The organism is Rheinheimera sp. (assembly GCF_036782235.1).
In the GTDB taxonomy this organism is placed as follows: domain Bacteria; phylum Pseudomonadota; class Gammaproteobacteria; order Enterobacterales; family Alteromonadaceae; genus Pararheinheimera.
On sequence record NZ_DAIPZL010000018.1, the window covers coordinates 1 to 19,627 of the forward strand.

Annotated in this window: 15 protein-coding genes; 6 read left to right on the forward strand and 9 right to left on the reverse strand. The window is 50.5% G+C overall.

Features of this window, described 5'->3' with window-relative positions; translation table 11 throughout:
- Positions 1 to 126: 126 nt before the first annotated feature.
- Genes V7P87_RS15075 through V7P87_RS15085 form a run of 3 tightly spaced genes read right to left on the reverse strand, consistent with a single transcriptional unit; the run spans position 127 to position 2,385 of the window.
- Positions 127 to 981, reverse strand: a complete 855-nt coding sequence (locus V7P87_RS15075) for a FlgO family outer membrane protein (protein ID WP_333798167.1) — start codon at positions 979 to 981, stop codon at positions 127 to 129.
- A gap of 1 nt (position 982) precedes the next feature.
- The gene (locus tag V7P87_RS15080; RefSeq protein WP_333798168.1) at positions 983 to 1,735 is read right to left on the reverse strand and encodes a FlgO family outer membrane protein; all 753 of its coding nucleotides are present in this window, start codon (positions 1,733 to 1,735) and stop codon (positions 983 to 985) included.
- 44 nt (positions 1,736 to 1,779) lie between these two features.
- Entirely contained in the window at positions 1,780 to 2,385 is a 606-nt protein-coding gene (locus V7P87_RS15085) for a FlgO family outer membrane protein (protein ID WP_333798169.1), read from the reverse strand.
- A gap of 201 nt (positions 2,386 to 2,586) precedes the next feature.
- Here V7P87_RS15085 and yegD point away from each other — a divergent pair, with 201 nt between their 5' ends.
- The 3 genes from yegD to V7P87_RS15100 all read left to right on the forward strand — a co-directional run bounded on the left by yegD (position 2,587) and on the right by V7P87_RS15100 (position 6,452).
- A complete protein-coding gene (gene yegD / locus V7P87_RS15090) occupies positions 2,587 to 3,894 on the forward strand; it encodes a molecular chaperone (protein ID WP_333798170.1) in 1,308 nt (435 codons plus the stop codon).
- Between the two features lie 151 nt (positions 3,895 to 4,045).
- A complete protein-coding gene (locus V7P87_RS15095; RefSeq protein WP_333798171.1) occupies positions 4,046 to 5,572 on the forward strand; it encodes a DEAD/DEAH box helicase in 1,527 nt (508 codons plus the stop codon).
- 88 nt (positions 5,573 to 5,660) lie between these two features.
- A complete protein-coding gene (locus V7P87_RS15100; RefSeq protein ID WP_333798172.1) occupies positions 5,661 to 6,452 on the forward strand; it encodes a pseudouridine synthase in 792 nt (263 codons plus the stop codon).
- 11 nt (positions 6,453 to 6,463) lie between these two features.
- Here V7P87_RS15100 and V7P87_RS15105 read toward each other — a convergent pair whose 3' ends face one another.
- Positions 6,464 to 7,675: an MFS transporter gene (locus tag V7P87_RS15105; RefSeq protein WP_333798173.1), complete on the reverse strand. Its 1,212-nt coding sequence runs from the start codon at positions 7,673 to 7,675 to the stop codon at positions 6,464 to 6,466.
- 168 nt (positions 7,676 to 7,843) lie between these two features.
- Between V7P87_RS15105 and V7P87_RS15110 the strand changes: the two genes are divergently transcribed.
- From V7P87_RS15110 to V7P87_RS15120, 3 genes are all read left to right on the forward strand, one after another.
- The gene (locus V7P87_RS15110; protein WP_333798174.1) at positions 7,844 to 9,742 is read left to right on the forward strand and encodes a DUF885 domain-containing protein; all 1,899 of its coding nucleotides are present in this window, start codon (positions 7,844 to 7,846) and stop codon (positions 9,740 to 9,742) included.
- 53 nt (positions 9,743 to 9,795) lie between these two features.
- Positions 9,796 to 10,197, forward strand: a complete 402-nt coding sequence (locus tag V7P87_RS15115) for a hypothetical protein (RefSeq protein WP_333798175.1) — start codon at positions 9,796 to 9,798, stop codon at positions 10,195 to 10,197.
- 371 nt (positions 10,198 to 10,568) lie between these two features.
- Positions 10,569 to 13,229: a M9 family metallopeptidase gene (locus tag V7P87_RS15120; protein WP_333798176.1), complete on the forward strand. Its 2,661-nt coding sequence runs from the start codon at positions 10,569 to 10,571 to the stop codon at positions 13,227 to 13,229.
- Positions 13,230 to 13,321: 92 nt separating this feature from the next.
- On the opposite strand, the gene V7P87_RS15125 is transcribed toward V7P87_RS15120, so the two are convergent.
- The 5 genes from V7P87_RS15125 to V7P87_RS15145 all read right to left on the reverse strand — a co-directional run bounded on the left by V7P87_RS15125 (position 13,322) and on the right by V7P87_RS15145 (position 19,627).
- Positions 13,322 to 14,629, reverse strand: a complete 1,308-nt coding sequence (locus V7P87_RS15125) for a hemolysin family protein (protein WP_333798177.1) — start codon at positions 14,627 to 14,629, stop codon at positions 13,322 to 13,324.
- A 247-nt stretch (positions 14,630 to 14,876) separates the two neighbouring features.
- Positions 14,877 to 15,653, reverse strand: coding sequence for a dienelactone hydrolase family protein (locus V7P87_RS15130; RefSeq protein ID WP_333798178.1), 777 nt, complete (start codon positions 15,651 to 15,653; stop codon positions 14,877 to 14,879).
- Positions 15,654 to 15,792: 139 nt separating this feature from the next.
- Entirely contained in the window at positions 15,793 to 17,115 is a 1,323-nt protein-coding gene (locus V7P87_RS15135) for a sensor histidine kinase (protein WP_333798179.1), read from the reverse strand.
- Positions 17,096 to 18,430: a sigma-54-dependent transcriptional regulator gene (locus V7P87_RS15140; RefSeq protein ID WP_333798180.1), complete on the reverse strand. Its 1,335-nt coding sequence runs from the start codon at positions 18,428 to 18,430 to the stop codon at positions 17,096 to 17,098. The genes V7P87_RS15135 and V7P87_RS15140 overlap by 20 nt, the downstream gene beginning before the upstream one ends.
- 3 nt (positions 18,431 to 18,433) lie before the next feature.
- Entirely contained in the window at positions 18,434 to 19,627 is a 1,194-nt protein-coding gene (locus tag V7P87_RS15145) for an ABC transporter permease (RefSeq protein WP_333798181.1), read from the reverse strand.

A 19,627-nucleotide genomic window follows, 5' to 3' on the forward strand; every position in this document is an offset into this window, starting at 1 on the left:
CAGAGCCGATCACCACCTCCATAGGAGGTGGTTTTAAATTGACAATAAAAAAAACGGCAGTCTGTCACTGCCGTTTTGCCTTTTGCCCCCCTAAAAGAGGGTTCGGGTTGAACACCCAGATGCCGGTTAAGGCTGAATTTGTTGTAACACCAGATGCGGCACCATAGTGCTGGCTGCAGCTATCACTTTTTGCCCCTGCACCGACACTATTCTGCTGTTAATCTGAATACCACGGCGGGTGGCTACCAGGGTGCCGGTCATCACATAATCCATCCCGACTTTTTGCTGCAGTTTCAGCACGTCGCGCGACAGCGCAATATCTCCCCTTGGACTCACGTCAATATGCCGGGTCAATTTATATTCAATCACATCAACCCCATATTGCGGCAGCAAAGTCACCATGGCTTCTGCAAACTGATTGCCCAGTGCCGTGGTTTGCTCCAGGCTGTCGTCAAATTCAACAAAACTGGTAACACCCACTTTGGCACCTTTGAGCTCATCAAAACCAGCCAGCTTAAAGGCCAGCTGGGCGGCATAGTCGGTCAGCTCCTTGCGGCTTTGCGGCAACTCAGGGTAAGGCGACAAAGGCACGCGATGAGGCACGCTCTGCTGATGAGTCCCCTGCTGGTAAGCCGCTTGCTGTTCGGACGGCAGGTTTTTACGCTGCAGCGGCGCTTTTTGCACCACAGGCCAAATTGGCTTGGCGCCCGGTTCCGCCATAATTTTATCCAGCTGCGACACAGTTGGTGTGGACTGTACGGGCGGCGCTTCCGGCATCATCCTGTCTTCAATCACAGTACCGTCGGTAGCGACACTCGTTGAAGCCAGGCTTTGTTGCTCCTGCTGCATTTGCTCCGACAAACTTGCTTCGCTGTGGCTGCTGGCCCTGTTGTCAGTCTGCTCCGCCTGAGCATTCTGACAATCACATAACTGGCTGCAACCGCTTAATGTCAGTAACAACAGCACTGCTATAACACGCATGTTATTCACCCTGCTTTAAATAAAGTTTGCCTTGTGTTGCCGACGGCAACACCGCATTGGCCACATTTTGCGGAATAAAACTCTGGGCTGTCGCCAACACTTTTTTACTGGCAACAGACACTATCCGGGCATTAACCAAAGTGCCGCCCTGGTGCGCCACTAAAGTGCCGCCCAACACAAATTCGATCGGCTGCTCTTCACGCAACTCCATAAAATCGCGGCTGAACACAAAATCGCCCTTAGGTGTAACACGGATAAAGTCTGTGGTTTTAAAGTCGACCACACTTAAACCAAACTGATGAATTTCATGCATAAAACCTTCAGAAAGCTGATTGCCCAGCAAGTCGGCTTGATCATAAGCACCATCCAGATAAACAAAACTGGTGACACCAATAATCATACCGTCTTTGACCAAATCTAAATTGGCCACTAAGTCATGCATCATGCCCTGAATATAATGATTCACCGTCACCTGCGCCTGTGGCAGATAAGTTGGCAGTGTTTTTTGTGCCGCCATCCGGGTGGCCTGATAAGCAGCGCCATCATATAAAGCTGGTGTGACATATAAAGGTGAATTGCCCGTCCCTGCAGGAACCACAGGCACTGTCGCTTGAGGCGTGTTTTTCAGCTGCATCTGTGCCCGTGCTTTATCTTCAGCCAGATGCTTTTCAGCCACGGTCTGGTTCCATTTATCTATTGATGCGCAGGCCGTTAACCCCAGGCACAGTGTCAACATCATTAATTTAGCTGTCATAATCATCCCCATTTCGCCGCAAAAGCCTGATGCCGGTAACGCCATTATTGGCTATTGCGATATAACATTTGCTGGCGCAGCTGCACCTGCTCTGCACTGCCAAGCACCGAACTTGGCACTAAATCCGACGCTGCGGCTATTACTGTATTGGTCTGGATATCGACCAGCCGGGCATTTACTGTAGTGTAATTTTCAGATTGATTCAGTGTACCGGCAATCACATAACGCACCGACTGCTGTGTCGCCAGCTCGCTGATGTCCCGGCTTAACATCCGCTCATGATCGGCATAAATTTTTACCGACGAGGCCAGGCGCAGCTCTTTCACCTGATATCCCAGCTGACTGGCAACCGTCAGCATGCTTTCCTGCAACTGCAAACCCAATAAATTCATCGATAAATTATAAGGATCCGGCGCCAGAGATTTGACGTCGGTAAAACTCACCACGGCAATAGCGCCAGGTGTAATAGGTTTTAAATCCTGAAACAACCTGTCAGCAATACGTTCGGTGTAATACAACAGCGGTGTCACGGCAACTTCTGGCTGCAGCACGGCAGTTTGCTGCCGCTGCTCAGAGGGTTCCGGCAGCTGCACACAGGCGGTTGTGAACAAGGCTGTGCCCAGCATTAAAGCGGCTTTGGCGGTATTCATCAGTTATCTACCTCAGATTTGCTATCCCGGCAGCCGGCACTGGTGTTGCCTGCTGCTCTGGTGGGGGCCAGATATCTGCGAATTTTGCAAAATCAGTGCCAGCTTGTGCTGACGCCTGGCGGCGCTCTGGTTATACTGTGCGGCTTTTTTGCCGGGTCCGACCGGCCTGGTGCTGCAGCGCAGAATTTTCAGGAACCCATGATGCAAGCTTGTTATACCGGAATTGATTTTGGCACTTCCAACTGTACTGCCGGTTGGTTAGATCACAACGAGCCTGTGCTGGCGCCGCTGGACGGTGACAGCCCTTATTTAAGCTCGGCGCTTTATATTGAAAAGAACCGCAGTGATGATCAGGACGACGACGAGCCTTATATCAACGAAAGTTTAAGCCGGTTATTACAACAACAAGCCAAAGTGCAGCTGGGCCAAAGCGCCCACCAGAGCTACAGCAGCAATCCGCTGGCTGGCGTTTTTATCCGCTCGCCAAAATCAATGCTCGGTTCCAGATTAACGCCGGCTCAAAGCCAGATTTACCGGCAAATTTGCACCTTGCTGCTCAAAGACATTAAACAAAAAGCAGAATTGGCGCGGGGTGCTGAGCTGCCTTATGCCGTGCTGGGCCGCCCCGTGCATTTTCAGGGCATAGACGGCGCTTTGGGGGATGACAGAGCCGAAGCTATTTTGCGCTCAGCGGCCAAAGATGTGGGTTTTCAGGACATTCAGTTTGCCTATGAACCGGTAGCCGCCGCTGTTGAGTACGAGCGCAGCTTAACCAAAGAACAACTGGTGCTGGTGGTGGATATTGGCGGTGGTACCAGCGATATCAGTTTGATCCGGCTTGGCCCCAAACTGGCCCTGCAAACCGATCGCAGTAACGACTTACTCGGCCATGCCGGGCGCCGTATTGGCGGTGTGGATATGGATATTAAACTAGCCATTTACAGTTTAATGCCACTGCTGGGCCGTGGCAGTCTGGCCACAACCGGCCGGCCTTTACCCAACACGCTGTTTAGTGATGCGGTCAATATTATTGATATTCAGGCGCAGGAAAATTTCTACCGTGAACAAAGTGCGTCTGAAATTCAGAGTTTAATTCAGCTTGCGAATGAACCCCACAAAGTCAGCCGTTTGCGGACACTCTATCAGCAACATTTAAGTTATTACCTGGTGCAAAAGGCCGAACAAGCCAAAATTGCCCTGGCAGAACATGCCCGGGTGCAGGTTGAGCTGAACCGGCTGGAAGCAGAACTTACGCAGCAGATTGACCTGATGATGTTGGATCAGGCCATTTATATTGAACTGAACGGCATTAAAAAGCTGATAGAACATAGCCTGGCCAGCGCTGCAGCTAAGCCTGATGTGATTTTTTTAACAGGTGGCGCTTCAGCAGCCAAAGGTATTATTCAGCTACTGCAACAACTGTTGCCCGATGTGCCACTGGTGCATGGCGACCGCTTTGGCTCTGTTGGCAAAGGTTTATGTACTATTGCCGCCCGGCATTTTGCCTAAGGCACAAGTTGTGCTGAACAGGCACCACAAATCAGTGTGTTAGCAAAGGCCTGAGCATTCTGATAGCACTTGGAGCCGATACCGGTTAGAATGCGCGACTTTTTTGTACAGCCCCCCAATTTCGGCGTGCTGACAATATGTGGGGTTATTGATGTCATTTTCGTTATTAGGGTTACAACCAGCCATTTTACAAGCTGTTGAACAGGCAGGTTATACCCAGCCAACACCTATCCAGCAACAGGCGATTCCTGCAGTGCTGGCCGGCCGCGACTTATTGGCTGCAGCTCAGACCGGTACCGGCAAAACCGCTGGTTTTGTGCTGCCTATTTTACAAAAACTGAGCCAAACCAAATCCAGACATCCGCGCCCTACCCGCGCCCTTATTCTGACGCCGACCCGCGAGCTGGCAGCGCAGATCGGTGAACAAATTACCAAATACAGCAAGTTGCTCGATCCCAAATTAAAACATCTGGTGGTATTTGGTGGGGTTAACATCAATCCACAAATGATGGCGCTGCGCGGTGGTGTGGATATTCTGACGGCTACTCCTGGCCGTTTATTGGATTTAATTGGCCAGAACGCCGTTAAAATTAACGAAGTGGAAATTCTGGTACTGGATGAAGCCGACCGGATGCTGGATATGGGTTTTATCCGCGATATTCAGAAAATTCTGAATCTGCTGCCAAAAATCCGCCAGAACCTGCTGTTTTCAGCCACTTTTGACAATGAAATCAAACAACTGACCAATAAGCTGCTAAAAGATCCATTGATGATCAACGTGGCGCCACAAAACAGCACAGCGGAAAAAATTGAACAAAAGGTCTATCACGTCAGCAAAGGCCAAAAAACCGGTGCTTTGATCACTTTGATTGAACAAAACAACTGGCAGCAAGTGCTGGTGTTTATGGCCACCAAACACGAAGCCAATCGCCTGACCGAAAAACTGGAAGCCGCTGGCATCAGCGCTGCAGCTATTCATGGTAATAAAAGCCAGAATGCCCGCACCGCCGCTTTAGCAGGTTTTAAAAATAATTCAGTGCGGGTATTGGTGGCATCAGACGTTGCCGCCCGTGGTATTGATATTGCCGAGCTGCCTTTTGTGGTGAACTTTGCGCTGCCACGTTCAGCTGCAGATTATGTACACCGTATTGGCCGCACCGGTCGTGCCGGTAACGCCGGTTTAGCGGTTTCTTTGGTCTGTCCGGATGAGATGCCACAGTTAAAACAAGTGGAAAAACTGATTGGGATGAAAATACCGGTGGCAGAACTGAGCGGTATTGTCAGCAATGCGCCCAACGATCACGATTTAACAGTACGTCCACCGCGCCCGCCACGGCCACAACAGAAAAAACCAGCAGGCGCCAATGGCCAGGCGAATGCCCGTTCAGGCCAGCCGCGCCGGCCACAGGCCGCACAAGGCCAAGCTGGCAATGGCGGCCAAATTGCCGGAAAAAACGGCGACAAACCAGCTGGTGGTCAACGCCCGGGCCGCAGCCCGCAAGCCAATGGCAATCAGAGCAACAATGGCGGTGACAACAGAGCCAATCATGGTAAACCGGCACCACGTCGCAGCGAAAATAGCTCACAAGGCCAACACAGCAGTGGCCAGCGCCGCAGCGATCAGTCAGGTGCCAGCACAGCACCAAGAGCAGCTAAACCGGCAGCTTCACAAGCTTAAGTTGTTGCTGAAATACCTAAGCCTGAAACCTCAGGCTTAGGTATTATCCTCTGCATAATTTTTTTTAAGCCAATACATGCAAAGCATCATGCCATCCAGCCCTGCCAGCTCAGACAACAGCAACAGCACGGATAAAGCAGCCGCTCTGATTGGCCTTCGATTAAATCAGGCGCTGGCGCAAAGTGGCCTTTGTTCACGTAAAGCTGCGGCAAGGCTGATTTCTGAGCAAAGAGTGACCGTCAATGGCCAACAGCAGCCGCACCACTATCAGGTAAAAAACGGCGATATGATTTTGCTGGATGGCAAGCCACTGCCCGAACCTGCCCCTTTACAATATTGGCTGTATCACAAACCCGTTGGTATTGACTGCAATCTGAATAACAAAAAAGACAGCTTAAAACACCTGCTTGATAGCCTGCCGCTGCGGTTATTTCCGCTGGGACGCCTTGATAAAGACAGTTGTGGTTTATTGCTGCTCAGTAACGACGGTGCTTTGACACAACAACTGATGCACCCCACTTTTGCCCATCAAAAAACCTATCAGGTGAGCGTCGATAAAACATTGCAGGACGTGATGTTACAGCGTTTAGCTCAGGGGTTAAGTTATCAGGTGGGACCCCATCAGTATCAGACTTTGCCCTGTCAGGTGCAGCGCCTGACTGAACACAGCTTTCAAATCACCCTGACACAGGGCCTGAACCGGCAAATCCGTTATATGTGCCGTGAAGTCGGGCTGAAAGTGCAGCATTTACAACGTACCCATATCAATCAGCTGGCGCTGGGGGACTTAGCCGAAGGTCAACTGCGACAGTTAACCCAAGCCGAGCTGCAGTTATTAAAAGGCTCTTTGCAGTCCAGAACCAAGCCCAGAGCACCATAAAACTTCAACCTTCAGGCCGCTTTGGCCGCAATAAAGGGCCTGAGCTTCAGACTGAGCCACAAGGTCAGCAATAACATCAAGATGGAGCCCAGCACCACACCTGGCCATTTGGCATAACTCCAGAATGGATGCAGGTAAAAACTGCCGGTGCTGGCTCCGACATAATAAAACACCAGATAAAGTGCACTGGCGCTGGCTTTAGCGCGGCTGGCATGTTGATTCACCCAGCCGGTAGCCAGACTGTGGGTTAAAAAAAAGCCAAAAGCATTGATAAAAAAGCCCAGCACTATGCCGGTTAAAAACGGCAATAAAGTGACTAAGGTGCCCAAAATCATAATCAGAATACCCAGCGCCATGCCTTCGGGCGGCGCCAGCCTTTTACTGACTTTGCCCGACATCGCCGAGCCTACAGTGCCGGTGAGATAAGTTAAAAACAATAACCCTATCCAGCCGGAGGATAGATTATAAGGCTCTAGCGATAGCGCAAAACTAATATAAGTATATTGATTTAAATAGATAAAAAAGTTAAGCCCGCCAATCAGGTAAGTCAAGAGCAGTACTTTTTGCCTCAGGTGAAACCCATTGTCGGCAAGGGCCTGGCGCCAGGAAAAAGGCTTGGCAATAAAATGGCGGGACTCAGGCAAATAACGCCACAACAGCAGCACCAGAAGCAAACTCAGCAGTGCCATAGGCCAGAAGGCCCATTGCCAGTGCCCGAGCTCTGCCGAAAAACCGGCCAACACCCGGCCAGATATGCCGCCCAAAGAGCTGGCGCTAATGTAATAACCCACTGCGGCCAGAAGCGCCGGCTTACTGAGCTCCTCGCCCATATAAGCAATGGCAATAGCCGGCAGACCGCCGAGGCAAAACCCCTGCAGCGCCCGCCAGAATAATAAACTCTGGTAAGACTGCACCTGAGTGATGGCAACAGTGGCCACCAGCATGCCCAATAAAGTCCAGAGCAGCACATTACGCCGGCCCACCGCGTCCGACAAAGCACCATAAAATAATAAACTCACCCCAAGCGCCAGGGTGCCAATGGCATAACTCCAGCTGGTTTGTAGCGGACTTAACGCAAAACTGCGGCTGAGTTCAGGCAATAAAGGTTGCAGGGCGTGTAAATTGGCAAACACCACCACAGCGGCAAAACTTAACACCCAGGTGATACACCGATAACCGCTGCTGGATTTTTCATAAGGTGCTGCTGTTAAGGATTGGGGCATCACAAAACTGCCAAAGTAAAAAGTGGTTTTATTGTAACGGCTTGCGCCATGTTAGGCGAGTACAGCAAGGTCACTTCGCCAGATTGTATACAAAAAGCAGCTGCATTCAGATGGCCATTGTGTATCATAGAGCGGTTTTTTGCCCCCCTGAATTCTGAGGATGTTCTGATGCGTTTATCTCTGTTAAGTCTGGCAATTGCCAGCAGTTTGCTGCTGACCCAATGTACTGAAGCGCCTGTGGCCCCTGATAGTTCCGCCAGCAAGGCTGCGACTGCAGAGCAAGCCCAGGCCGCGGCTTTTTCCGCTGAAGCGGCACAAGCCGTTTATCAGGAAGCCACACAAGTGCTGTTTCAGGCCAGACCGCTCAGTGCATCGGCTTACAACCTGAGTGTGGAACAGGTGGGCAAAGCGTATCAGGCTGACATGGACATCTATAACAGCGCAGCCGAAGCCGAACTTCGCAGCAAAATGGCAGCGCTTGCTGCCCAATTATTGGCCATGCCACAACCAACTGACGCCCAGCAAGCTGATAATCTGGCCGTGATGGCCAATATTCTGAATTTTTACGCCGGCGACAGTCGTTTCCCGCAGGGTTATATTGATGTCTGGATGGGACACTCGCCTTTTATTATCAATCAAATCAATGGCCCAACCATTGATATGGCCGGTGCTTTACTGAATTCACATCCCATCAATAACCAGACCGATGCCGAAGCTTATTTAAGCCGGCTGGAAAAGTTTGGCCCTGCGCTGAAAGCCGTCAGTGATAAATTTAATACCGATGTCAAAAACGGTTTTATCCCGCCCCGTGTGCTGTTGGATAAAGCCCGCCCTATTTTGCAAAGTTACAGCGACAGCAGCACCAACCATGCGCTTTATAAAGATTTTGCCGCCAAAGTGGACAAAGTTGCCGCGCTGAATCCGGAGCAAAAACAGCAGCTGCTGCAAAAAGCCGCCAATCTTATCAGCACTGTGGTTGCCCCTGCTTACCAGCAACTGGTCAATGACGTGGTAGCCACTTTACCTCATGGCCGCAGTGAAGCCGGCATCTGGGCTCAGCCAAACGGCAGCGACTTTTATGCTTATTCGGTCAAACAACTGGGCGATACCAACCTAACCCCGGATCAAATCCATCAGATTGGTCTGGATGAAGTGGCCCGCATCAGCCAGGAAATGGACAGCATTTTAAAAGCCAATGGTTACCATGAAGGCACAGTTGGCGACCGCATGACGGCACTGAACGAAGAAAGCCGCTTTTTATATGAAGACTCAGACGAAGGCCGGGCGCAGCTGTTATCCGATTTAAACGGTTATATTGCCGAAATGGACAAACGTATTGGCGAACAGTTTGCCACCCGCCCGCCTTATAACGTCGAAGTGCGCCGTATTCCAGTAGAAATTCAGGACAGTGCACCTGGCGGGCAATACACAAGCCCTTCGATTGACGGCAGCAAACCCGGTATTTATTGGATCAACCTGGCTGATATGAAAGCCAATGCAAAATTTGATTTAAAATCATTAACCTACCATGAAGCCAACCCAGGTCATCACTGGCAGATCGCCCTGAATCTGGCACAGGATCAGCTGCCACTGCTGCGCCGGCTGGCCTCTTATAATGCTTATTCCGAAGGCTGGGGTTTATATTCCGAGCTGGTGGCTTATGAAATGGGCATGTACAAAGATGATGCTTTTGGCAACCTCGGCCGGTTAAAAGCTGAATTGTTCCGTGCTGTGCGTCTGGTGGTGGATACGGGTCTGCACGCTAAAAAGTGGAGCCGCGAACAGGCGGTGCAATATATGGCACAAACCACAGGCACGGCATCATCCGACGTGATTTCCGAAATTGAACGTTATATGGCCTGGCCCGGACAAGCTTTGGGTTACAAACTGGGCATGCTGAAAATTGTTGAATTACGCCAGTTTGCCAAAACTGAACTTGGTGATACCTTTGATATTCGGGCTTTCCACGATTTAGTGTTATTAACGGGCGCAGTGCCAATGGCAGTGCTGGAACAAAAAGTAAAAAGCTGGGTGGCCGCACAAAAAGCCAGCGCTGCTGCAAACTAAAGCCATCAGGGGCTGGCGGCTCCCAGCCCCTGCTGTTCAGAAGGATTTGTACCATGAGCAATAACAATCAGGCCGAATGGCTGCTACTGCAACAAAGTTATGATCAGATGGAAAAACAGGCGCTGTGGCTCAAAGTGGTCGCTATTGTGCTCTGGCTTTATCTGGTACAGAACCAGAGTGGTTTGTTGCTGCAACTTGGTCTGGTGTTGTTGTTCTGGTTACATGAAACCCTGTGGAAAACCCAGCAAAGCCGCACTGAAAGCAGGTTATATGCGCTGGAACAGGCCACCCAACAAGCGCAGGATATTGGTTGTTTATGGCATCACAGCTGGCAACAACAAAGAGGCGGCTTGCTGCAGTTATTAACCGATTATCTGAAAAACAGTGTAAAACCCACTGTGGCTGTCACTTATGTTATTTTGCTGGGCGCCAGCCTGGTACGGCATTTTAACTAAAACCCTGCAACTGAGTCTCTAACAGAGCAACAACAACACAAAATACATAAAGGCAGCTATGGCTGCCTTTTTTATGTGTCATGAATGGCCGTTTATTAAAACTATCCTCCTGTAGCTGGCGCCCTGTTGTCGCCGCTCCCTGATTGTTGCCCCAATATTTATATCCGGTTTCCGGGTGTCCATTCCTTATTATTGCTGGGTTCCCCCAACATTGTCCCTACTTTGGTTAGTTTTAAAAACAAGCAAAAAAGCAGTCAATATTCCTAAATGTGCTTATTGGTTATATTGTATACAGTATCCATTATTACTAAGATGTGACAGCCTTATGGCAAAAATATAAATAATAACCATATTCTCAGCAGGAACTTCGTATGAACACAACAGTAACCCAAAGCGCCTGGCATAGCGGCACCAAACCGGCGCTGCTCGCCGCTGCGATCAGCCTGGCATTATGCAGCCCGGCACTTTTGGCAGATTCTGCAGAGCGCAAACATCTGCAACCAGCACCAGCTCAGCCCCAGTCGCAACCAAAACAACTGTCACAACAAAGCCAGTGGGTGCCTAAACACGCTCAGGATCACACTGTGATCAACGCCCCTGTTGAAGCCTTACCTGAGCATTTGTCAGAAAAAATCACCGACGAAGACAGTTATTTCCGCGCACACAGTAAAGCGCAACAGCTGGCGGCCGACGAAGCACAAAGCGCTGATGTTTGTGCCAGCGCTTTATCCGGTTATGGCAGCAAAACCGGTCAGGCTTTGGTTGACCATATTCTGAATAATCCAAATCATTGTATTAACGGTTTATTTAACGGCGAAGCCAATTCCATCAGCGCTTTTAGCGCCACTAATATGGCTTTTGTTGCCAACGCCACAGCAAGCCTTGCCAGCAGTTACAACGCCAGCGGCACTGAAGTTAGCATAGGTAAACTCTATTATTTCCTGCGCGCCGGTTATTACGTGCAGTATTACAACAGCAGCAAAATTCCGGCTTACCCACAAAGTGTAAAAACCGCCATCCGCGCCGCGCTGGATAATCTGGTCAACAATCCGGTGTTTTATCAAAACTCGGCAGTGAATGGCATGAATATCCAGGATGCGCTGACCTTGATCGACAGCGCAGGTGAGAATGTGCGTTATTTGCCTGTGGTCAAAGAATGGCTGCAGCGCTGGAATACTAACTATGCCAGCGAATGGTATATGCGCGGCGCGGTCAACCAGATTTTTACCATTTTATTCCGAGGCCACCAAAACGCAGATTTTGCCCAGGCGATTGCCAGTGACACAGTGCTGATTAACCGCCTCGGTAATTTTGCCCGCCAAAGCTGGATGATTGGCACAGACGCATCATTTTTGCAGGAAAACGCTGCTGCCGAACTGGCGCGTTTTTTACAGTATCCCAACGCCGCTATCGCCGCTGACGTAAAATCTCAGGTTTCCGCCATTTTGAGCCAATACAGCATGAATGGCACAGGCTCAGCAGTTTGGCTGCGGGCAGCTTCTGCAGTGGATTATTACGGCAAGTGCGCCGAATATAATATCTGTGGTTTTCAGGCGCAGCTGGAGCAACAGGTGCTCAGCCAGCAACATGCCTGCAGCAGCTCAATGAAATTCCGCGCCCAACAAATGAGTCCGGCAGAATTCAGCGCTTCCTGTAACGCAGTGACCACACAGGAAAGTTTTTTCCACAACTTCCTGCGCACGCAAAACCGGCCCGTGGCTGATGATCTGAACAGCAATCTGGAAATGGTGGTGTTTGATTCAAGCTCAGACTACGGCCAGTACGCCGGGCTGTTTTTTGGCATCGACACCAATAACGGTGGTATGTATCTGGAAGGCAACCCGGCACAAAGTGGCAATCAGGCCAGGTTTATTGCTTATGAAGCCGAATGGCTCAGGCCAGAATTCCATGTCTGGAACCTGACCCACGAAATGGTGCATTACCTGGATGGCCGTTTTAACCTCAAAGGTGATTTTGGCGCGGCCAGAGTCGACAGCCATAAAACCGTATGGTGGATTGAAGGTTTAGCCGAATATGTGTCAAAGAAAAACCGCAATGACGCCGCCATCAATCTGGCACGCAGCCGCCAGTTTGCACTGAGTGAAATTCTGGCCAACACCTACAGCAGCGGTCAGGACAGAGTGTATCGCTGGGGTTATCTGGCCGTGCGTTTTATGTTTGAAACCCAGGGCGCCACAGTGACAAACTTGCTCAGGCATTTCCGTGCCGGTAACTATGACGCTTATTTAGCAGCAGTGAATGCCATTGGCACCAGCCTGGATACTCAGTGGTACAACTGGCTGAACACAGTGCAAAGTAACGACACCACACCTCAGGTGACCATAGGCCAGACCGGTGACGACAATGCCGCTTTACAAAGTGGCGTGGCCAAAACCGGTTTGTCCGGCGCCAAAGACAGCTGGTTGCATCATTATATTGAGGTACCGGCCAATCAGGCCAAACTGGAAGTGGTGCAAGGTGGCGGCAGCGGTGATGCCGATTTATATCTGCAACACGCAGCACAACCGACCTTACAAAGTTATCAGTGCCGGCCTTATGTGGGTGGCAATGCTGAAAGCTGCACCATCAACAATCCGGCCGCCGGGCGCTGGTATGTGTCGAGTTTTGGTTACACCAGCTTTAACAATGTCAGTGTAACAGCCACCCTGACCGCAAGACCACCACAACCCGATGCCTGTGCCACACAAGCGCCAGTTGATTACATCGCAGTTCAGGCCGGCCAGATGTATTGTGTTGTGGCTGGCAGCAGCAACTACACCTACTTCTATTATTACAACGCCACCGCCAATGCCCGATTAAAGCTCAACCTGTACGGCGGCGTTGAAGGCAATGCTGATTTATATTTCAGCAATGCCAACTGGCCAACCAGCGACAGTTATCAGCAACGTTCAGTCAATAACGACAGCACAGAGCAGATCATCACCAACCCGCTGCCGGTTGGCTGGAGTTATATTGGGGTGAAAGGCAACCCAAGCCGCGGCCAGACCACGCTGGTGGTGACAGCACAATAACAATGACGATCAATTCACAACAAAGTGAATAAACACAAAGGCCGGTGTAAGACCGGCCTTTATTTTTTGTCAGCAAAAACAGCAAGCTTCAGTTAAACAGAGGGCGTATCCCCAGGCGTTTTCACCCGGGTCACCAACAGCTGGTCAATTTTATAACTGTCGATATCCACCACTTCAAATTTGTAACCCTGATGCAGCACAAAGTCAGTGCGTTTTGGAATTTTACGCAGCATATACATCATAAAACCGGCGATGGTTTCGTAATTTTCCTGATCCGGGAAATGGTCAATGGCCAGCACCCGCATCACATCATCCAGTGGGGTTAAACCTTCCACCAGCCAGGACTCGTCATCGCGTTTAACAATTTGATCTTCTTCAGAATTCACCAGCTCGCCCATTACAATGCTCATCACATCGTTCAGCGTGATCATGCCTACCACCAGCGCGTATTCATTTAAGATCACGGCAAAGTCCACGCCGCTGGATTTAAAATGCGCCAGCACTTCATACAAAGACAAAGTATCGGGAATGATCAGCGGGGTTCGCAGCACGCCTTCGCGGGTTAACGAAATCGATTGTTCATGCAGCACCTGCATCAGAATGTCGCGGGTGTCGACGTAACCCACCACTCTGTCGAGCGCCTCATCACAAACAATAAACTTGGCATGTGGATGTTCAGCAATTTTGGCTTTGATACTGTCAGTGGATTCTTTTAATAAAAAATAAATCAGACTTTCGCGTGGTGTCATCGCCGAGGTAACAGTGCGCTGGTCCATATCAAAGACGTTTTCCAGCAAGGTATGCTCCTGCTGGCGCAGCACGCCGGCCTCTGCCCCTTCGTCCATCATTGAAATAATATCTTCAGGGGTAATTTGATCTTTGCGCGCTATTGGCACATTAAAGAGTTTAAACACACCATTGGCCACACCGTTAAACAGCAGCACCAGCGGTTTGAGAATCACCAACAGCCATAAAATCGGTCGCACCACTGTAATCGCCACCTGCTCAGGCGCTAACATCGCCAGCCGTTTTGGCATTAAATCCGCAAACAAAATAAAGAGTGCAGTGACAAAAAACACCGACAAACCAAAACCTAAAGACTGCAGTGCCGGCCCCTGATACACCAGCTGCAACAACTCAACAAAAGTGGGGGTAAAAGCGGCTTCACCTAAAATACCACCCAGAATGGCCACGGCATTGAGGCCAATCTGAATAATGGTAAAAAAGTTGCCCGGATGTTCCTGCAAATCCAGCACCAGTTTGGCGCGGGGTTCACCTTCAGACACCAGCTGGCGCAAACGTAATTTGCGCGCCGCCGCCAGCGCAATTTCCGACATCGAAAAAAAGGCACTGACACTAATCAATAATAAAATGACGAATAAATGTTCAAACAAAGACATGGATATACTCACCAGGCTGGAGCCAGCTTGCCTTGTTGCATTCTGCGCCCATCAGTTGAAATAAATATGACAACAGCCGACAGTATAGGCGGTTAGCTGTTTTATTTCAGCTAGTTATGCAAAAGCAGTTCGGCCATTCACAGCTGTTCACCACTTGTTGTCAAAAAGTCTCCGACATTCAACACTGTCAGGGACAGCAGGCTCTGTCCACTCTGGCAGCTAAACCACGACTCACTGGCCAACTGCCTTATTGGCGTAAAAACAAATCCCTGGCTTGCTGGTACACCCAAAGCGCCAGCGCCGGATCGTATCTTTCGCCTTCATCGCGCATAAACGCATGCTCTGCATTCACTTCAAACCAGCTGAAATTCACCTGTTTGGCTGTGAGCTCCCGATAAATTTTGGCCCGTCCTTCGGCGGGAATATGTGGGTCTTGTTTGCCCCAAATCAGCATCAGCTCTGCTTTAATTTCCCCGGCGCGCTCCAGGGTTTGGTCGCCCACCAAAGCGGGTAAAGTGTCGGAATGTAAGTCGGTGGCGTATAAACAACAGGCCGCGCTGATGGCCGGATTGAGCGCAGCGCGAAACGCCAGATGGCCGCCAATACAAACACCATAACTCATCACTTTGCCGTTAAAAGTACGCAGGCTACGCAAATAATCCAGCATGGCCACCAGGTCGCTGTCATGCGCCGGCAAAGGTTTTTGCCATTTATCCTGATTGCCTTTGTTTTTACCCGCTTCATCATAAGGCAGCACTGTGCCCTGAGGATTGAGTTCATGGAAAATTTCCGGCACCAGCACAAGAAAACCCAACCCTGACAGCAAAGTGGCGGCGCGGGCAATAGGGCCTGTGATCTGAAAAATTTCTGAATAAAACAAAATCGCCGGATAGGTTTGAACACTGCCAGTCTCGTCATCCTGTATCTTTTGCGGTGATAACAAGGGCTGCGACGGTTGGAACAACCGGCACAACATAGGCCCTGTGGCTGTAGGTAAAATCAGTTGCTGTTGCTGAACTTGCATAAATACACCGGATGGCTATATGGCTGAAGTCTTGTATCTTAACAAAAGCCGCTGTGATGCAGCCAGTCGGATCAGTAAGAGCAGGTAAAGCCAGGAGCAAAGTCTGGCAGCTACAGCGATTTTGCCTTTTGACAACAGGCTAAAATGCCTGGGTTTCAGCAGCTGACGCAACTTTGTGCCGCGGCAGCTGAATTTGCACCAATAAACCTGCATTCATATTTTTCAGCAGCAGCTGGCCACCATGGGCTTCAACTATGTCGCGGCATAAGGTCAGGCCAATACCAGAGCCCTGCTGCTTGGTGGTAAAAAACGGCAATAACGCATGTTCCAGTAACGCCGGGCTGATGCCACCGCCGTTGTCTCTAAGCGATATTTGCAGAAATTGGGGCTGCTCACTGAATTCCAGTTCAATTTTTGTCGCATCGGCGCCTGCTTCGTGAGCATTTTTCAGCAGATTTAACAGAAGCTGCATCAGCTGGGATTGATCCAGCCACCAGCGCCCGGCGGGCAGCTCCCCCACCAGCTCAAACTCATAATGATCATGTAACTGATTAATCAGCCTCGGCCAGTTCACTTCCGCCAGACTGGGCGGCGGCAATTTGGCAAACTGAATATAAGCCTGTAAAAACTGGTTCAGGTGATGGCAACGTTCACTGATGGTTTGCAAAATTTGTACGAGCTCAGGCTCCGGGGCCAGTTGCTGCGCCGAATAAGCCAGCGATGACAAAGGTGCCAGGCTGTTATTAAGCTCATGGCCGATGACTCTTAATAATTTTTTCCAGGCGCTGAGCTCTTCACGCTGAATTTCCTGGGTCATCGGCTTAAAAATATACAGCTGATGGCGGCGCTGATTCAGCAAAAACTGACTGGCCGATAAGTGCCAGATGGCCGCAGGTTCGCCCAGATGGATTAAGCCCTGCTGCTGGCTGGCCAAAAAAGCCGGCAAGGCAGCGGCCAGTTGCGGCAAATGTTGCAGCACTTCGCTTAATAACAAACCTTCAAAACGCCGGCCCTGACTGAGCAACTGCCGCGCTGCCGGGTTACTCAAGAGCACTCTGCCCTGCTCGTCGGTTAATAAAATGGCGCTTGGACTACTTTGTAATACAGTATCGAGCAACAGCTCACGCTGATATAAACCGGCACGCTGGCGGCGAAGTTCAGCGGCCATGGTATCTAAAGTGACGGCCAGCGGCATCAGCTCAGACAATACCGCTTTATTGGCGCTGCACTGATACGCCTGATCCTGCAAATTAGCGGCATACAGATTCAGCGCCGAAAGCTCCAGTGCCAGGCTTTTCAGGCTGCGTAGCAGCAACAGAGCAAACAGCAGCAATAACACTGCCGTTGTGGCCAATAACAACGGCTCTGGCGCCAACCAACTGATCAGCGCCAATAAAGCAGCGGCAAAAAACACAAAACTGCCGCCGATTTTTTGCGACAAACTAAGGCGTGGCAATACCATAAAACTCCATGCGCCGGTACAAGGCCTGACGGCTGATGCCAAGCTGTTTGGCGGCTCTGGCTATCACACCACCGGCATCTTTGAGTGCCTGCTCTATTTGCTGCTGCTCAAAATCATCCAGTGCCCTTTTGCCGGGCTGCTCTTCCTGCGGCAAGGCTAAGTCTGCTGGCTGAATTTGTGCGCCGGGCGCTAACAATAATGCCCGCTGACAGATATTTTGCAGCTCACGCACATTACCAGGCCAGCTGTACCCCAGCAGTGCCTGTTCAGCCTCTTTACTCAGCGTTTTTTCACCCCGTAAAAACAGCCGCGCCAATGGCAGAATATCGTCACGCCGGTTTTTCAGTTCCTGCAGATGCAGCTCTACCACATTCAGCCGGTAATACAAATCCTGCCGAAAGGCACCGCTGCTAATCGCCTTGGTTAAATCTGCATTGGTGGCACTGAGCACCCGCACATCCACTTTGCGTGTCTGGCTGGAGCCTAAACGTTCAAACTCGCCGGTTTGTAACACCCGCAGCAGTTTCATCTGGCCTGATAACGACAGATTGCCAATTTCATCAAGGAAAATAGTACCCCCATCGGCCGCTTCAAACCGGCCAATACGGGTTTTGCCAAGGCCACTGTAAGCACCGGCTTCGGCACCAAATAGCTCAGCTTCCATTAAGTCGCTTGGTAAAGCGCCCATATTCACTTTCACCAGCGCTTTGTGTTTACGTGGTGAATTGGCATGCAGCACCTGGGCTATGCCTTCTTTGCCGGTGCCGTTTTCGCCGGTGATAAGCACTGCCGCATTGGACGGCGCCAACTGCAGCGCCATCTGCAGCAACTGCTCCATGGCGCTGCTGGCAAACACCAAACCACAGAGATCCTTGCCGGCAAAAGCACTTAAGCGAGCCTGTTGTTTTTGCGCCAGCCGCTGCTGAGACTGCTGCAACTGACTCAGCTGCAGCGCTTTGGCAACAGTGGTGAGTAACCGCTCGTCATCCCAGGGTTTGGCGATATAGTCGCAGGCACCGGCTTTCACCAGCTCCACCACCATGTCAATCGAAGTCCAGGCCGTCATCAGAATAATGGCGGTATCGGGCAGCAGCGCACGCAGCTGATAAAACAGCGCCTTGCCCTGGCTGCCTGTCATTTCGCCTTTGGCAAAATTCATATCCTGCAAAATTAAATCCACCTGCGCAGTGGCCAGATAAGCCAGCGCCTGCGTCTCAGAAGCCACACTGTGCGCCTGGTAACCCTGCAACATAAACAGGGTTTTTAAGGCGGTACAGACAGCGTCGTTGTCATCAATAATCAGAATATTTGCCATATTTTATAAAGTCTTAGTGGCTGTAGCCGGCGATACCGAGGTTGCAATACGGGCAGGATACCATGTTGCAACTGTGACACAAACCAGCAACACCAGACTCACCAGCAGCGGTAACCACCAGTTGAGCGCATCAAGGCTAATCACACTGGCCAAGGCTTCATTCAGCACCAGCGCAGCCACAACCCCCAACAGGGCTCCCAAGACTGTTGTTAACCAATTTTCACTTAGAAGCTCGATAAATATCAGCCATTTACTGGCACCCAATGCGCGTTTAATGCCAATTTCCTGCTGTTGTTTTAACGCATGAAAATGCGCGTTGCTGTAACTCGACACCATAGCCACCAGCAGCATTAACGCACTTAAAATGCCAAGCAAAGTAGCAAGGCCAAACTCATTGCGATAAAGCCGCTGATGTTGTTCTTTCAGTGTACGCACAAAAAAAACTTCGATATTGGCATCTACTTTGCGCAACAAATCCGGCAGCTGTTGCCTGATATTTTCCGTGGCTGAAGGTTCAGTGTTAATGAGCAAGGCATAACCCCAGTCAACCCCCAGCAAAGGCGAGACCTGAATGCGGTTATACATCATATGCGTTGCCATACTATGGCCAAAAAAGTCTTCCACCACAGCGGCAACAGGTGCGTAGTTCGTCTCTAAACCCACAGCTGAACGGTTTGGAAATATTTTTGCTGCCAGACTGCGGGTTAACACCATAGGCGATCTGACATTACCATCCAGTGGCACTGCCGTTTGTGGTAATTGCCCTTCCAGCAGGGTTAAACCAAGGGCGGCAAAAAAATCCGGCGACACCATGTAAGATGGAATAGAAGGCACATTGGTTCTGGCTTCGTCATCGGGGTCATATAAATTGCCCTGGTTTCCGCCCTGACGCACCGGCCCCTGATTGGCATAAGCCACAGCCTTCACTCCTGGCAAAGTGCGCACTGCCGCCAGTTGCCGCTCCAGCAAGTCAGCCAATAACGGCTGCGCCCGTAAATCCGTGGTGGTTGGTTTTAACTGCACCTGCAAAATATGCGGTAAATCAAGGCCGGTCGGCTCATTTAATTTGTCTCTGGTCTGGCTTGCCAACAACAAGCTATTCACCAGCAACGCCAGTGTTAACGCCAGTTGCACCAACAGCAATAAAGTTACCACTTTGCGGCGCAACAAAGATTTCAGTAATAAATGCAATGACAT

What these genes read in the sequence shown, in the direction of transcription:
- V7P87_RS15125 (WP_333798177.1), bottom strand. Translation starts at nt 14,629, where the DNA reads ATGTCTTTGTTTGAACATTTATTCGTCATTTTATTATTGATTAGTGTC.
- V7P87_RS15145 (WP_333798181.1), bottom strand. Translation starts at nt 19,627, where the DNA reads ATGTCATTGCATTTATTACTGAAATCTTTGTTGCGCCGCAAAGTGGTA.
- V7P87_RS15085 (WP_333798169.1), bottom strand. Translation starts at nt 2,385, where the DNA reads ATGAATACCGCCAAAGCCGCTTTAATGCTGGGCACAGCCTTGTTCACA.
- V7P87_RS15140 (WP_333798180.1), bottom strand. Translation starts at nt 18,430, where the DNA reads ATGGCAAATATTCTGATTATTGATGACAACGACGCTGTCTGTACCGCC.
- V7P87_RS15110 (WP_333798174.1), top strand. Translation starts at nt 7,844, where the DNA reads ATGCGTTTATCTCTGTTAAGTCTGGCAATTGCCAGCAGTTTGCTGCTG.
- V7P87_RS15115 (WP_333798175.1), top strand. Translation starts at nt 9,796, where the DNA reads ATGAGCAATAACAATCAGGCCGAATGGCTGCTACTGCAACAAAGTTAT.
- yegD (WP_333798170.1), top strand. Translation starts at nt 2,587, where the DNA reads ATGCAAGCTTGTTATACCGGAATTGATTTTGGCACTTCCAACTGTACT.
- V7P87_RS15080 (WP_333798168.1), bottom strand. Translation starts at nt 1,735, where the DNA reads ATGACAGCTAAATTAATGATGTTGACACTGTGCCTGGGGTTAACGGCC.
- V7P87_RS15135 (WP_333798179.1), bottom strand. Translation starts at nt 17,115, where the DNA reads ATGGTATTGCCACGCCTTAGTTTGTCGCAAAAAATCGGCGGCAGTTTT.
- V7P87_RS15100 (WP_333798172.1), top strand. Translation starts at nt 5,661, where the DNA reads ATGCCATCCAGCCCTGCCAGCTCAGACAACAGCAACAGCACGGATAAA.
- V7P87_RS15105 (WP_333798173.1), bottom strand. Translation starts at nt 7,675, where the DNA reads ATGCCCCAATCCTTAACAGCAGCACCTTATGAAAAATCCAGCAGCGGT.
- V7P87_RS15130 (WP_333798178.1), bottom strand. Translation starts at nt 15,653, where the DNA reads ATGCAAGTTCAGCAACAGCAACTGATTTTACCTACAGCCACAGGGCCT.
- V7P87_RS15120 (WP_333798176.1), top strand. Translation starts at nt 10,569, where the DNA reads ATGAACACAACAGTAACCCAAAGCGCCTGGCATAGCGGCACCAAACCG.
- V7P87_RS15075 (WP_333798167.1), bottom strand. Translation starts at nt 981, where the DNA reads ATGCGTGTTATAGCAGTGCTGTTGTTACTGACATTAAGCGGTTGCAGC.
- V7P87_RS15095 (WP_333798171.1), top strand. Translation starts at nt 4,046, where the DNA reads ATGTCATTTTCGTTATTAGGGTTACAACCAGCCATTTTACAAGCTGTT.